This window comes from Paenibacillus sp. BK720 (assembly GCF_011761545.1).
Classification (GTDB): domain Bacteria; phylum Bacillota; class Bacilli; order Paenibacillales; family Paenibacillaceae; genus Pristimantibacillus.
On the sequence record NZ_JAASRQ010000005.1, the window covers coordinates 555,510 to 568,648 of the forward strand.

General features: G+C 52.7%; 13 protein-coding genes. 8 read left to right on the plus strand and 5 right to left on the minus strand.

The window, feature by feature from the left end; translation table 11 throughout:
• Window positions 1–12 precede the first annotated feature (12 nt).
• Window positions 13–1,509, plus strand: a complete 1,497-nt coding sequence (gene xylB, locus FHT67_RS21485) for a xylulokinase (protein ID WP_167201274.1) — start codon at window positions 13–15, stop codon at window positions 1,507–1,509.
• Between the two features lie 162 nt (window positions 1,510–1,671).
• Here the strand turns inward: xylB and FHT67_RS21490 are convergent, their stop codons facing one another.
• From FHT67_RS21490 to FHT67_RS21500, 3 genes are read right to left on the minus strand one after another with little or no spacing between them, the layout of a single operon-like run.
• Window positions 1,672–1,857 carry a twin-arginine translocase TatA/TatE family subunit gene (locus tag FHT67_RS21490; protein ID WP_132310505.1) on the minus strand — a complete coding sequence of 62 codons (186 nt, stop codon included), beginning with the start codon at window positions 1,855–1,857 and terminating at the stop codon, window positions 1,672–1,674.
• 48 nt (window positions 1,858–1,905) lie between these two features.
• Entirely contained in the window at window positions 1,906–2,466 is a 561-nt protein-coding gene (locus FHT67_RS21495; RefSeq protein ID WP_347813057.1) for a RidA family protein, read from the minus strand.
• A gap of 15 nt (window positions 2,467–2,481) precedes the next feature.
• Window positions 2,482–4,086: a flavin monoamine oxidase family protein gene (locus FHT67_RS21500; RefSeq protein ID WP_167201275.1), complete on the minus strand. Its 1,605-nt coding sequence runs from the start codon at window positions 4,084–4,086 to the stop codon at window positions 2,482–2,484.
• 384 nt (window positions 4,087–4,470) lie between these two features.
• Here FHT67_RS21500 and FHT67_RS21505 point away from each other — a divergent pair, with 384 nt between their 5' ends.
• From FHT67_RS21505 to FHT67_RS21515, 3 genes are all read left to right on the plus strand, one after another.
• Window positions 4,471–4,701, plus strand: a complete 231-nt coding sequence (locus FHT67_RS21505) for a MerR family transcriptional regulator (protein ID WP_132310501.1) — start codon at window positions 4,471–4,473, stop codon at window positions 4,699–4,701.
• A complete protein-coding gene (gene tatC, locus FHT67_RS21510; RefSeq protein WP_132310499.1) occupies window positions 4,698–5,447 on the plus strand; it encodes a twin-arginine translocase subunit TatC in 750 nt (249 codons plus the stop codon). The genes FHT67_RS21505 and tatC overlap by 4 nt, the downstream gene beginning before the upstream one ends.
• Window positions 5,448–5,694: 247 nt before the next feature.
• Entirely contained in the window at window positions 5,695–7,425 is a 1,731-nt protein-coding gene (locus FHT67_RS21515; RefSeq protein ID WP_167201276.1) for a methyl-accepting chemotaxis protein, read from the plus strand.
• Between the two features lie 7 nt (window positions 7,426–7,432).
• Here FHT67_RS21515 and FHT67_RS21520 read toward each other — a convergent pair whose 3' ends face one another.
• Window positions 7,433–8,320 (minus strand): helix-turn-helix domain-containing protein, encoded by an 888-nt coding sequence (locus tag FHT67_RS21520; protein WP_132310495.1) that lies wholly within the window; start codon window positions 8,318–8,320, stop codon window positions 7,433–7,435.
• 195 nt (window positions 8,321–8,515) lie between these two features.
• On the opposite strand from FHT67_RS21520, the gene FHT67_RS21525 reads away from it, so the two are divergent.
• A complete protein-coding gene (locus FHT67_RS21525) occupies window positions 8,516–8,908 on the plus strand; it encodes a hypothetical protein (RefSeq protein ID WP_167201277.1) in 393 nt (130 codons plus the stop codon).
• A gap of 27 nt (window positions 8,909–8,935) precedes the next feature.
• Here FHT67_RS21525 and FHT67_RS21530 read toward each other — a convergent pair whose 3' ends face one another.
• Window positions 8,936–10,216, minus strand: coding sequence for a BaiN/RdsA family NAD(P)/FAD-dependent oxidoreductase (locus FHT67_RS21530; protein ID WP_167201278.1), 1,281 nt, complete (start codon window positions 10,214–10,216; stop codon window positions 8,936–8,938).
• 116 nt (window positions 10,217–10,332) lie between these two features.
• Here FHT67_RS21530 and FHT67_RS21535 point away from each other — a divergent pair, with 116 nt between their 5' ends.
• The 3 genes from FHT67_RS21535 to FHT67_RS30400 all read left to right on the plus strand — a co-directional run bounded on the left by FHT67_RS21535 (window position 10,333) and on the right by FHT67_RS30400 (window position 13,133).
• Window positions 10,333–11,169, plus strand: coding sequence for an alpha/beta hydrolase (locus tag FHT67_RS21535; RefSeq protein WP_167201279.1), 837 nt, complete (start codon window positions 10,333–10,335; stop codon window positions 11,167–11,169).
• 100 nt (window positions 11,170–11,269) lie between these two features.
• Complete coding sequence (locus FHT67_RS21540; RefSeq protein WP_347880113.1) at window positions 11,270–12,919, plus strand: ATP-binding protein; 1,650 nt, start codon at window positions 11,270–11,272, stop codon at window positions 12,917–12,919.
• Window positions 12,920–13,001: 82 nt separating this feature from the next.
• A complete protein-coding gene (locus FHT67_RS30400; RefSeq protein ID WP_279513598.1) occupies window positions 13,002–13,133 on the plus strand; it encodes a hypothetical protein in 132 nt (43 codons plus the stop codon).
• Window positions 13,134–13,139 lie beyond the last annotated feature (6 nt).

The window sequence follows — 13,139 nt, forward strand, 5'->3', positions numbered from 1 at the left end:
AGGATTATGTCAATGAGTTATGTAGTTGGTATAGATTTAGGCACTAGTGCCGTGAAGGCATTGCTCGTTGACAAGAACGGAACGGTAGCTGCGGAAGCATCCCGCAGCTATCCGCTGTTCCACGAGCATTCCGGCTGGAGCGAGCAAAAGCCGGAGGATTGGGTTCAAGCAACAATCGAAGCCTTAAATGAACTTGCTTCATCTAATGGCATTGCTGCCGATCAAATCGAAGGCATCAGCTTCTCCGGTCAGATGCATGGCCTCGTGCTGCTTGATGCTGACAACAAGCCTGTACGCAACGCCATCCTGTGGAACGATACGCGTACCACGGAGCAATGCCGCGAGATCGAGCGTACGCTTGGCGACAAGCTGCTTGGCATTACTCGCAACCCGGCGCTTGAAGGCTTCACGCTGCCGAAGATTCTGTGGGTTCGCCAATATGAGCCGCAAGCCTTCGAGCAAGCGAAGCTGTTTGTGCTGCCGAAAGATTATGTTCGTTATGCTCTGACAGGCGAGCTGCACATGGATTATTCCGATGCTGCGGGTACTTTGCTTCTGGATGTTGCGGCAAAAGAATGGAGCAGCGACGTGCTGTCTGCATTTGAATTGCCAGCAAGCTTCTGCCCGCCTCTGGTAGAATCGCACGGTCTCGTAGGCACGCTGCTTCCCGAAATTGCGGAACGTACCGGCCTTCAGCCATCGACGAAAGTATTTGCCGGCGGAGCCGACAATGCTTGCGGCGCCATTGGAGCCGGCATTCTGTCCGAAGGCCTCACGCTGTCGAGTATCGGTACATCGGGCGTTATTCTCGCGTACGAGAATGACAAGAACAAAGACTTCCAAGGCAAAGTCCATTTCTTCAACCACGGCAAAGAGAACTCCTTCTATGCGATGGGCGTAACCCTTGCTGCAGGCTACAGCCTAAGCTGGTTCAAGAAAACATTTGCTCCGAACGAATCGTTTGACGAAATGCTGCAGGGTGTAGGGGAAGTAAAACCGGGTGCAGGCGGATTGCTCTTTACGCCTTACCTCGTTGGCGAACGCACGCCGCATGCCGATCCGGCTATCCGTGCCAGCTTTATCGGCGTAGACGGCTCGCATGAGCGCATTCATTTCGCCCGGGCGGTGATGGAAGGAATCACGTTCTCGCTTAACGAGTCCGTCGATATGTTCCGCAGCGTTGGCAAAACGGTTGATAAGGTTGTTTCCATCGGCGGCGGCGCGCAAAATCCGGTATGGCTGCAAATGCAGGCGGATATTTTCAACGCGACGGTAGTGGCGCTTGAGAATGAACAAGGCCCAGGCCTTGGCGCGGCAATGCTCGCAGCTTACGGCTGCGGCTGGTTCGACAGCCTAGAAGCATGCGCGGAGCAATTCGTGAAGCATGCGGCTTCGTACGAGCCTCAGCCTGAAGCGGTTGAGACGTATAAAGGACTGTTCCGTATCTACCAGCAAGTTTACGCGCAAACGCGCGGCATGAACGAAGCGCTTGTCGCTTACCGCGGTTAATCACCGCACCCAATAACGCGAGTTGATACCGTTTCTTCCGGTTAGCCGGGAGGAACGGTTCTTTTTTTGCTGCAGCCGGGTTAGAGGCGCTTGGCCGACGCAGTGTTGCGGGCTAGAACAGTAAATAGGCCGTACCCACAGAGGGGTACGGCCTATTTACTGCTACGACTTGCTTTCGGATACGACTTCTTCCTTCGTATCGGAGACAAGCTCCTTTGCCGACGTTTTGAACTCATGCAGCGTACGGCCTACGGCGCGGCCTAGCTCAGGCAGCTTGGAAGGGCCGAATATGATTAATACGACAACAAGAATCATCATGAGACCCGGGAAACCAACGTTTTGAAGCATACGATCATCTCCATTCTGTTTATTGTTAAAGGTTCACTCTAATCGGAATTAGTCCTGTCTATGATTGCTTGGGTAAGCGGCAACCGCTTCGATCTCGATCAGCCAATCCGAATTGACAAGGCTTGCGACGCCAACGGTGGAACGGGCTGTTTTTACGGGGTTTTCTTTGGTGTTGAAGTATTTGGCGTAGGCTTTGTTCCATCCGTCGAAATCGAACTTGCCTCCTTTTGCGGCATCTGGCGCAATGTATACGCGCAGATACGTGACGTCCTTCATCGAGAGGCCTTGCTCTTTCAGCAGGGCTTCGATATTTTTGAGAACGCTGAGGCCTTGTTTTTCGGTATCGCCGTACCGTTCGTACACCGTCTTGCCTTCTTTGTTCACGACGGAAGGTACCGTGCCGCTCGTTTCGAAGGTGGCCGTGATCGCCGGCATCGCCACCGCGCTGGAGATTGCCGAAGACGGGTTGCCATAGAATTCCGGCTCGTGAATCGGGGCGAGCGGGTATTTATTAGGCGTAACCGCCGCGTATACGCTAGCCGTTGCGGCGAGGCAGGAGATTATAACCGCTCCGGCGATTACCTTCATTTTTCCTGTCATCTTCATCATTGACCCCTCCTTTGGCTATTCCTTCATGACGCGCTCATGGATGTCGGTGACAACCGAACGCGCGGATTCAATGCCGCCTGCCATCCAGGCCGTAATGTAGCTGATATGCTCGCCGGCCAGATAGACGCGGCGGTCAGGCTTGCAGAGCACCGGATAGTTGGTCTTGCGATCGTCCTCCGAGTAGGAGACCCAGCTGCCTTCGTTGTATTTGATCGTTTTCCAGTTCACGGAGAACGAAGATTCGAACTCGTTATAGTATTGCGGGTGAATTTTGGCTCCTTGTTCAAGCGCATGCGCTTCGCGTTCTTTGAAGGACAACGCGCCAATCTTATCCGCGTTGGACCCTTGGACGTAATAGCCGAGCAGGAGACCCTTTTTGGCAAAATAATTCGTTGGCGGATAATAGATCGACGAAATATCCATATTCGTCAGCGTATTGCCGCCGTAGATTTGGTCGTCTTCCTCCCAGAAGCGCCGTTTGAATTGCAGGCCGATTTTACCCGCGTTGGCATACTTCGTATTGTTGATTGCCTTCGTCATGTCAGGCGACAAGTCATGCTTAATGTTCTTGAGCACGGACAAAGGAATCGTGCAAATGAGGAAATCGCCTTCGATCTGTTTCATTTCGCCGTTCAAGAGGTCGGTGTAGGTAACCTGCACCTTATCTCCGACATGCTTGAATTCGGTCACTTCCGAATGGAATTTGATCCGGTTGCCCAGCCGTTTCTCGAAAGCTAGCGGAATCGCATCGATACCGCCGACGGGATGGAACATCATCATTTGCTGATCATAGCTGTATTCGCTTGCGAAGAAGTTGCCGAAGCCGGAGTTAATGATTGCCTTCATATCAAAAGGATCGCGGATGACGCCGGCATCAAGCCTCGAGCCCGGTTCATCCTTATAGCCGCCGCGGGAAGAGCCCTTGTAGAAAAGATCGGCGTCAAGGTTGCCCTCGGAGCGGAGGTAAGCGACGATTTTGTCCTTTTCCTCCGCCGTAACCGGAAGGTTCAGCCCGGGCTGATTGATGGATTTGGCGAGCAGCTCGTTCACGTAACCTCTGACATCGGCTTTGGCCGCCCGCTTTCGGACGCGGGTGCCGGACAAAGCGCCAACGTTCTCATTGTAATAGTAAGCACTTTCGTTGACGTTATTGAACGGCTCCATCGCGATGCCGAACTCGCGGCAGTAATCCATCGTGACGTGGAACTGCGGAATACGCATCGGACCCGCATTCAGATACATGCCGTCATCAAACCGCGCAACCTGCTTTTGTCCCCCAAGCTCGGTCACCGTCGTGCCGCGGCGCACCGACCAGTTCCGGCCGCCGGAACGGGCGCGGGCTTCGAGAATCGTACAGTTATAGCCGGCTTTTCCCAGCTCATAAGCTGCCGTCAGGCCGGCGACGCCAGCGCCGAGGATAACGATTTTTTTGCCCGAACGGTTTGTACCCTTCAAATCCCAGCTGGATGGAGGCTCATACTCCGCTGCTTTCAGCGTTTCCGGCGTAAATAACCCCATCGTCCCCATTACGCTAAACACCGCGGCGGCTCCGCCGATCTTGCCGACCGTTGTCAGAAATTGTCTGCGCGACAGCTCGTTTGGTGTCTCTTTCGTTTCCATGCCCGTCAACTCCTTCGCTTGATCGATTTGCTCGTCTCGGAAAGAAATGTAGCATGGTCCTTCAAGCCTTCGCCAATCTTTTGTGAGGAAGTCTAACATAAATAAATTTTATTAGGAAGATAAAAATAATTAATCAACCATCATTCAATAGGTAATTATAACCATTTAGAGGTATGGGGTGAAACTCCGTATCTCATAAAAACGCAAGCTTTATAAGCGTTTGAACATAAATGGTGTTCGTTTTGTTCGTTTATAATCATCGGATTCGGACAAGCTGACCAGGGCTATCGGTCCCATTGACGAAGAAACAGACCGCTGATAACATTTCGAATCAAAGAGATAGTGTTAGAAAAGGTAACATATCCGTTAGGGAGGCGTTTGACGATGAAGGACAAAGTGATGAGTATTGGAATCGTTAGCGACTTAACTGGTTTGACGGAAAGACAAATTCGGTATTACGAAGAGAAGCAGCTGGTCTTCCCGGTGAGGACCAAAGGGGGCGCGCGCAAATATTCCTTTCAGGATGTCGACCGCTTGAAGGAGATTAACGACAAGCTGAGGGACGGGTTCCATACCTTTGAGCTGAGAAAACCCGGAAGGTTGTGCAGCGAATGATTAGAATCGAGGAGACGATGACGCTGCTCGGACATCTTACGGAGCTGCGCAGGCGGATCTGGAAGAGTCTTATCGTGGTGCTTCTGTCGCTGGGAGGCGGGTTGTACCTATCGCCGAAGGTGCTGCGTTATCTGAAAAGCGTGCCGCCGGGCTCGGAAATGACATGGAACGTATTTTCGCCTTGGGACGGCATCCGCATGTATATGTCGGTTGCGCTGGCGATTGCTTTGGCCGTATCGCTGCCTTTTATTTTGTACCAGCTGTGGGGCTTCGTGAAGCAGGGGCTTCATCCCGGGGAGCGGACCGCCGCGCTGCGGTACGTGCCTTACAGCGTGATCTGCTTCTTTACCGGGCTGGCCTTTGGTTACTTTGTGGTCTTCCCGATGAGCTTCTCTTTTACTTCCAAAATAACAAAGAGCATGGAGCTTGTAGAAACGTACGGGGTTGCGCAATATTTCGGATTTATGTTCAATATCGTACTGCCGCTTGCTATTGCGTTTGAGCTGCCGGTTATCGTCATGTTTCTGACGAAGATCGGGATTCTGACGCCAAAGGCTCTCCATAAAATGAGGAGATACGCTTACCTGGTGCTTGTTATCGTGGCCAGCCTAATCTCCCCGCCTGAACTGATTTCCCACCTGCTCGTTTTTGTTCCGCTTGTGGTCCTTTACGAAATCAGCGTTCTGCTGTCGCGGATCGTATACGGCAAAAGGAAAGTAGCCCTTGCGGAGGTTTCCGGAGCGTAAAGCATACAATTAACAAGCCCTGGCCTATTAAGGCTAGGGCTGTTTTTGTGTTCTTCCGGCCCCGTTTCACCTTGTTTCAGAAAAGATTAAAAGCTTTTGCATTTTATCCGCTAAGTGAACTGCCGCAGACAGAAAGCGAGCAAATACGTCAAAATGACGGATTTCCCGCATACCTATCCATTTGGTTGTTATTTACATGTAAGATATACTAACATCATAGTGGGCAGAGTCCAAAGGAGGGTTTTATATGCCGCAATCATTCGCAAACGAATGGAAATGGAGAATTTCGGTGAGTCAAAGGCTTACGCTATCCTTCCTGGCGATCGTCATTATTTTGGCGGCGAACGGAGCGCTCAGCTTTAATCGGATGGACAAGCTGACAAGCAACGCCCGGGAGATCTCGCACGTATGGCTGGCCAATATCAAGGCCATTAACGAAATCAATTATTTGAACGAGCATATGCTTACCATCCAATACAAGATGGCGTGGGAAAGCAATCCGTTGAAGCGCAAGCTGCTGGAGGAGGACGGAGAGTATACGATCGTTATCCTGCAGAAGAAGCTGCAGGAATTTATGGCGCTTCCGAAATCGGGCGATGACATGAATCTGTCCCGCAACCTGGAAGGGGAGTGGAAGGCCTATCTGGCGTTATACCGGAATGTCATCCGTTACTCCAATCTGGAGGATGATAAGCAGATACGCGATTCCCTCCTGGCCTCGGAGCAGTCCTTCAGCACGATGCAGTCTTACATAAATACGCTCATACGGATTAACGAGGAAGGAGCGAAGGCGGCCGAGAAATCGAGTGAGAAAATCAACCGCCAAGCGGTTATGGCGATTACCGGCAGTCTAGGCGCAGCTCTTATTCTGGTTCTCGTTCTGCTCTATTACGTGCGCAGGACGATCTCCCTTCCGATCAAGCGTTCCTCGGATGTAATTGCCGAAGTGGCTGCGGGTTCGCTTTCGGTTGTTATTCCGAAGGTAAGAAACCGCGATGAAATAGGGGCTATGGTACAGGCGCTGCAAGGGATGGTTGACTCTCTGCGGACGACGATGCAAAGCGTACGGACGGCCGCAACCAGCATCTCCGCGGCATCGGAGGAGATGCTTGCGGTATCCGAGCATAATGCCGGCACGGTCGAGCAGGCTTCAGCCATGTTCCGGGAGGCGGCATCGGGCTCCCAGGAGCAGCTCCACGGCTTCGAGGAAATTTCCCGTTCAACCGAAGAGATGGCGCATGGAACGCAGCGGATTGCGGAAAGCAGCTCTATCGCGGCCGAGCTCTCGGCAAATGCGGAGCGGCAGGCGAAGGAAGGGGTTGAGACGATTGGGGAAGCCGTCCGGACGATGGCGGACATCGATGACACGGTCCGTTCGGCGTCCGAGCGTGTCGCGCTGCTCGAGAATCGTATGAGCAGCATTGGCAGAATTACCGATTTTATCGGCTCCATATCCAAGCAGACCAATCTGCTCGCGCTTAATGCCGCTATTGAAGCCTCGAGGGCCGGCGACGCGGGGAAGGGGTTTGCGGTTGTGGCGGAAGAGGTTCGCAAGCTGTCGGTACAGACGGCGGCCTCCGTCTCCGATATTGCCGGTGCTATAAGCTTGATTAAAGAGGATACGGTCTTAACCGTTCAAAAAATGAATGCGAGCCGGGACGAGACGTTAAAGGGGCTCGAAAAAGTACAAGCAGCGGGCCGCTCCTTCCGTCAAATTACGGCCGCGGCAGGCGATGTATCCGGCAAGATCGAAGAGGTTGCAGCTGCTGCCGAGCAGCTTGCCGCCAGTTCGGAGGAGGTTTCGGCCTCAATCGATCAGCTGACCGAAATCGCTCGCCGTACCTATGCTATTGCCAGGGCTGTCGCGCAAAGCGCGGACAAACAAACCGCCTCGGCCGAAGAGATTGCTTCTGCCGCAGGCGGTCTGACGGAGATCGCTCAGGATCTGAACGATCTGGTTATGAAGTTCCGTTTCTAACAAACGTTTAATAACGCTTAAAGCCGCTCCATATCGATTCCGGCTTTACCCCCAGCTCTCCGGCTATCAATTCGGCCGTAAGGCGCTGGGGCTTTTTTATTTTTCCGTTGCGTATTTTGGAAATGGTCGTAAGCGAAATCAAGGTTGATTGTGCCAGGGAAGTAGCGGTGATATTTTTGCTCAGCATCAGCATGCGGAGCTTGTAGGCGGCATCCTCCTCGCGAGCCGGCTGAAGCATGCCGGTCAGCAGGACGACATAACCCTTGAACTCTTTGTTTCCGTGGAAGAAGGGCTTGACGACTACTGTTGTCATCCGGAGCTGATCGCCGAAATACAGCCTAACATCAGTCTGCTCGGTTGTCCCGTGAGTACGCGCGTATTCCAGGATGCGGCGAAGCGGTTTGCGGCTTTCTTCCGCGACATGGTCGAATATGGAGTGGTTCACAAGGTTAATTGGCTTGAAGGGCGAGTAATACCGGGTTGCGTTTGTAATGCGGAGCTGCTCGGATACCCCGATGCTCATCAGTACTTGATTGTCCATCGCGTATTCTTCGATATATCTCTCCTCCGACAAGTCCTTGCAGATCATAATGAAGCAGGTCTGCTCGCTGGATGGCAGCCGGCGGCTGGAGAACCGAACGGGAATGGAAGCGGTGGATTTGGAGATCAGCTCCTGCTCGAGCGACTGCTCGTGATCATCGCTGAGCTGGGTCATTAGCCCGCCAAAGCTAAAGCCTCTTCTTAACAGCCCGTCGGGGTCGGCGTCCATCAACTCTGTCTTTTTATATCCGGTCAGCTTGGTAAAGGCATAATTAATATCACGTATATACCATCGATTATGCTCAAGCTCGACGATAAACATCGGATCAGCTAATAAATAAAATACATTCTCCATTGGTTTGTCACCTTCCTGGAAGTTATTATGTGAATATTGTTATAATATGACGCATGGTGTTAATAAACCTGACGCATAAGAGTATAACTTAAATTATATAAAGTTTTGTTGAAATGACAACACCTTTCATTCATAAAAGTGGGGAATGTTAGGGAATCTTAATATATTGGAAGCCTATCGAAGGAGATGAGATGAATGAGCTCGGCTATTTTATTTGATTTCGCTGACTCCTTTAGCGCCGCGCTTGCGCGGGACACTCTGCAGGAGCTGGGATACGAGCCGTTAATGCATGAGGGGAACCGCCTGCACATCCATGTGGACGGGAGCGACCTGACCTCGGCGCTGGAAATCGCCATGTCCCATGGCGGCCGGCTGGTGGACCAATCGGCGATTCAGAACGGGGCAGTCACCGACACGGCGTATTCCCTGAATGCGATAACTATTCCGGCGCATATCGTGAACGAGGATTGGATCGGGGCGGAGGAAGCAACGGACCTGCACAACCGGGACGACGACGCGGATACGCGGAACGAGTTTTTGCCGGATCCCGGCGAGTACAGCCATTTCTCGGGGGATGTGCACACGTAATACGAGCGAAAAAGGAAAAGCGCGGCGTCAGCTGCTTAAAGCAGCCGATGCCGCGCTTGTTCCCGCGCTGTGGCCCGTAGTGAATGCGGCCGTAATATTATAGCCCCCGGTATAACCGTGAATATCGAGCACTTCCCCGCAGAAGTAAAGCCCTTGGGCGAGCTTCGACTGCATCGTCTTCGGATCGATCTCTTTAAGATGCACCCCGCCGCCGGTCACAAAAGCCTCTTCGATCGACAACGTTCCGTTAACCGAAACAGGGAATTGCTTTATCCGTTTGGCCAGCTCGCGCCATGGTTCCTTCGGGATGTTGTCGTACGTGATATCTCCGTTAATTTCGCATTGGCGGAGCAGCAGCTCCAGCAATCTTTCCTGCATATAGCCGCGCAGCACATTTCTAACCGCCTTTTTCGGATCAAGCTTGGCAAGCTTCAGCGTCTCGTCAAAGATTTCGGCCTCCGAGCGGTTCGGAAGCAGATCGATGGTAACGAGAACCGTCTGTCTGCCGCCTTCGCTTTCGGAAGCTTTCCTCAGCTCCTTAACGACAAACTGGCTGCAGCGCAGCGCCGCAGGGCCGGACAAGCCGAAATGCGTGAAAATCATATCGCCCTCGTGGGAGACAAGCTTTTTGTTCTTGGCATTCCATACGGTCAGCGTAACGTCGCGGAGGGACAGGCCTTGCAGCTCCTTAGTGCGTATCCACGGCTCTGCCGAGGTGAGCGGCACCTCCGTCGGGTAAAGCTCGGTAATCGTATGACCGGCTTTTTTGGCCCAAGGATAACCGTCGCCCGTAGAACCCGTATGAGGAACGGATTTCCCGCCGGTAGCGACAATGACGGACTTGGCATGGATCATTTCGTTGGAAGCGAGTCTAATTCCCGTAACAGCACCGTTCTCGTACAGCACTTCCTTCACCGGCATGTTCGTGCGGATCTCGACGCCTTGCTCCTTCACCTTCCGGATCAGAGCGTCTACTACCGTCTTCGCCTTGTCCGATACCGGGAACATCCGTCCGCGGTCCTCTTCCTTCAAGGCTATGCCCATCCCTTCAAAGAAGGCAATGATCTCCCGGTTGCCGAATTGATTTAGAGCGCTGAACAAAAACCGCCCGTTTCCCGGAATATTGCGGATCAGTTCATCCATTTCATTCGCGTTGGTTACGTTGCAGCGGCCTCCGCCGGAAATGCCGAGCTTGCGTCCAAGCTTGTCCCCTTTATCAATAAGAAGGGTAGACGCGCCGGCACCGCTGGCGGCCACGGCGGCCATCAATCCGGACGGCCCGCCGCCGATAATAATGACATCAAACATCGTTTACATGGCTCCTGACTCATACGTTTTCTTCTATTACGTATTGTAACATTCTTTTTCTTGTTTAATGAAATATAATGATGACAACTTTAAACCGGTAAAGGAGCGAACAGCGGATGCAGCGGACGGATTGGCGGTACAGCGGGGCAAACGGAAACGAAATTTACGCGAGAGAGTGGTTACCCGATAACCGGGAGCCAAAGGCAGCGGTATGCATTGTACACGGCATGGGAGAGCATGGGGAACGGTATTCCGCGGTTGCCGAGCGGCTGACAGCCGAAGGTTACGCCGTGCTTGCCCATGACCAGGAGGGTCATGGCCGCTCCGCGGGGAAACGCGGACATCTTTCTTCCATGGAAACCGCGGTTCATAACACGAGCCTGCTGCTTGACCAGGCCAAAGCCCGGCACCCGCAGCTTCCATGCTTTCTTTACGGCCACAGCATGGGCGGCAATGTAGCCCTCAATGCCGCGCTTCGCCTTCAGCCCGCAATTGAAGGACTCGTTCTGAGCAGTCCGTGGCTTCGCCTGGCGAAAGGCCCGAATGCCGTAATAAAGGCTGTGGCCAGGCTGCTTGTGCGTATTGTCCCCAAGCTTTCTCTCTCCACGGGGATTAGCCCCGATGATCTGTACCGTCCCGGCTACGATCAAGCGGTTACGTTCCTCGGGGACCCCTTATGCCATAGCTCCATCACCATCAGGACGTTTCACATCATGACGGATGCGGGCGAATGGGCTATCGCTCATAGTAACGAGCTTCATGTTCCGGTGCTGCTGGCGCACGGGACGGGAGATAAAGTGACCTCGTTTGAGGCGAGCAAGGAGGTTGCGGAGCGTCTTGGCAACAGCTGCAAATTCGTTAAATACGAGGGCGGATACCATGAACTGCATAACGATCTGTTTGCCGTTCATTTGTTAAATATTATTACCAATTGGCTGGGGAGGCGATTGTAAAATAATGAGAGTTGTGATTTAATCGGACTATCAGGTGAATAGGTGAAGTCAGGGTATATTTCATAACATGACGTGTTTTCGTTGGGGAGACTGATCGTTCGTGTTGAAAGAATTGCTGTTACAATTCTTTATTACGCTAGTACCTGCCTTTGCCTTTCAGTTATGGCATAATTCGAGCCGTCATTGGCGGAGAATTCCCGTTATCATAGGGCTGTCCAGCTGTATTTCGATGGCATTGTGCATGTTGTTTACGAAGGACTACTACGGCTGCGAACTTAATTTCCGGCTTATGCCTTTGTTAATCGGTTCTTTATACGGCGGACCATACTTTCTATTGCTGCTGAGCGGCGTATATGCGGCGCTTCGGTTCCAATCTCTCGACAGCATGGGGGAGACGGTTGTATTCGTAACCTTTATGCTTGTTTATCTTGTCTTTATGCCGTCCATTATAAGGGCGTTCCAGCGTTCGGACCGGCAGCGCAAGATCAGAATCGTCATGCGGCTCATCGCCGGGATGTGCGCATTTGTCGTTCTGTCCTTTACCGTGGCTGTCGTAACGACCGGTATGCCGGTTAATCTCCAATTTGTGCTGCTCGCGCTTCTTACTATCGCGATGACGGTCGTATCTTCGTGGATATCGGTCTATACGGTAGAGACGTTCAAAGAAAACACCCAGCTGCATTATGACGTGAAGCGGGTGTCGCAGAGCTACCGGCAGGAAGTGGAGAAGCTTGAGCAGTTTATCGATCAGACGAAGATTGCGGTTGTTCTGGTCAACCAATACGGAAAAATCACTCATCTGAACGAGATGGGGGTTCAGATGCTCGCGGGCGGACAAAATATCGTCGGCCAATATTTTTACGAATTTTTTGATAACGGGCTGGAGGACTCCAATGCGAAGCTGCTGCGCGAAGCTCTTAACGGGCAAGGTCTTGTCCAGGAGTATCCGCAGGTGGAGAACGGCCGTACGCTACTCAAGACCGCCTTCTGCATTCGCAACCTTCAAACGGATTCCGTTACGGGGGCGGTTCTGACGGCGCATGATATAACCGAGCTGGCCCTGCTGCGAAGCGAGGTTGGCAGAATGGAGCGCCTCAGCCTGATTGGGCAGATGGCGGCGAGCATTACCCATGAGATCCGCAATCCGATGGCGGTTATCCGGGGCTTCGTGCAGCTCATGCGGGAGCGGAGCCCGGAAAGCCAACAAACCTATTACGGCATTGTGATGGACGAGCTCGACCGGGCGAATACCATCATAAGCGATTTCCTGTCCTTGGCCCAGAACCGGGCGTTAACGATGGAGGCAGGTTCGTTGCATGATATTATCCGGGAAATGATTCCGTTATTAAATGCGGACGCTAATCTGCGGGGCCAGACCATCGAAGTGGAGTTATGCGAGTTCATTCCTTCCATTCTACTCAACGAGAAGGAGATCAAGCAGCTGCTCCTCAATCTGGCGCGCAACGGAATGGAGGCGATGAGCGAGAAAGGCCGCTTGTCCATCCATACGGCTTACATAGAAGACAAGGAAGAGATCGTCCTTCGCATTCAGGACCAGGGTGTCGGCATCTCCGAAGAGCAGAAGCAGCGCATCTTTGATCCGTTCTTTACGACCAAGACGCAAGGAACGGGCCTAGGGCTCCCCCTTTGCGTGAGCATTGCCGAGCGCCATAACGGCCGAATAGACGTCGAATCGGAGCAGGGCGTCGGGACAACGTTTATCGTCTCGTTTTTCAGGCAGTCAGCCTGAGGAAGATGGAACATAAAGCTTGCGCCCGCCGCGCATACTATCGTAGTCAGCACATTCAGTTTTATACGGGAGGACGACTACGATGGCGAAAAATAAAAACGGCAACTCGCTTGAGCAAACCGAGCAAGAGAGAAAAAATAAGGCCGGGGCAGCCGCTCCTGGCGAAGCCGGTTACGACAAGAAGCTGGACGGGCCGAACCGCCCTTCCATCTAAGGAGCT

Bases quoted from the DNA above. Each gene is read 5' to 3' on its own strand.
- FHT67_RS21525 (WP_167201277.1), top strand. From the start codon at position 8,516: ATGAGCTCGGCTATTTTATTTGATTTCGCTGACTCCTTTAGCGCCGCG.
- FHT67_RS21530 (WP_167201278.1), bottom strand. From the start codon at position 10,216: ATGTTTGATGTCATTATTATCGGCGGCGGGCCGTCCGGATTGATGGCC.
- FHT67_RS21535 (WP_167201279.1), top strand. From the start codon at position 10,333: ATGCAGCGGACGGATTGGCGGTACAGCGGGGCAAACGGAAACGAAATT.
- FHT67_RS21490 (WP_132310505.1), bottom strand. From the start codon at position 1,857: ATGCTTCAAAACGTTGGTTTCCCGGGTCTCATGATGATTCTTGTTGTC.
- FHT67_RS21515 (WP_167201276.1), top strand. From the start codon at position 5,695: ATGCCGCAATCATTCGCAAACGAATGGAAATGGAGAATTTCGGTGAGT.
- xylB (WP_167201274.1), top strand. From the start codon at position 13: ATGAGTTATGTAGTTGGTATAGATTTAGGCACTAGTGCCGTGAAGGCA.
- FHT67_RS21505 (WP_132310501.1), top strand. From the start codon at position 4,471: ATGAAGGACAAAGTGATGAGTATTGGAATCGTTAGCGACTTAACTGGT.
- FHT67_RS21495 (WP_347813057.1), bottom strand. From the start codon at position 2,466: ATGATGAAGATGACAGGAAAAATGAAGGTAATCGCCGGAGCGGTTATA.
- FHT67_RS30400 (WP_279513598.1), top strand. From the start codon at position 13,002: ATGGCGAAAAATAAAAACGGCAACTCGCTTGAGCAAACCGAGCAAGAG.
- FHT67_RS21520 (WP_132310495.1), bottom strand. From the start codon at position 8,320: ATGGAGAATGTATTTTATTTATTAGCTGATCCGATGTTTATCGTCGAG.
- FHT67_RS21500 (WP_167201275.1), bottom strand. From the start codon at position 4,086: ATGGAAACGAAAGAGACACCAAACGAGCTGTCGCGCAGACAATTTCTG.
- tatC (WP_132310499.1), top strand. From the start codon at position 4,698: ATGATTAGAATCGAGGAGACGATGACGCTGCTCGGACATCTTACGGAG.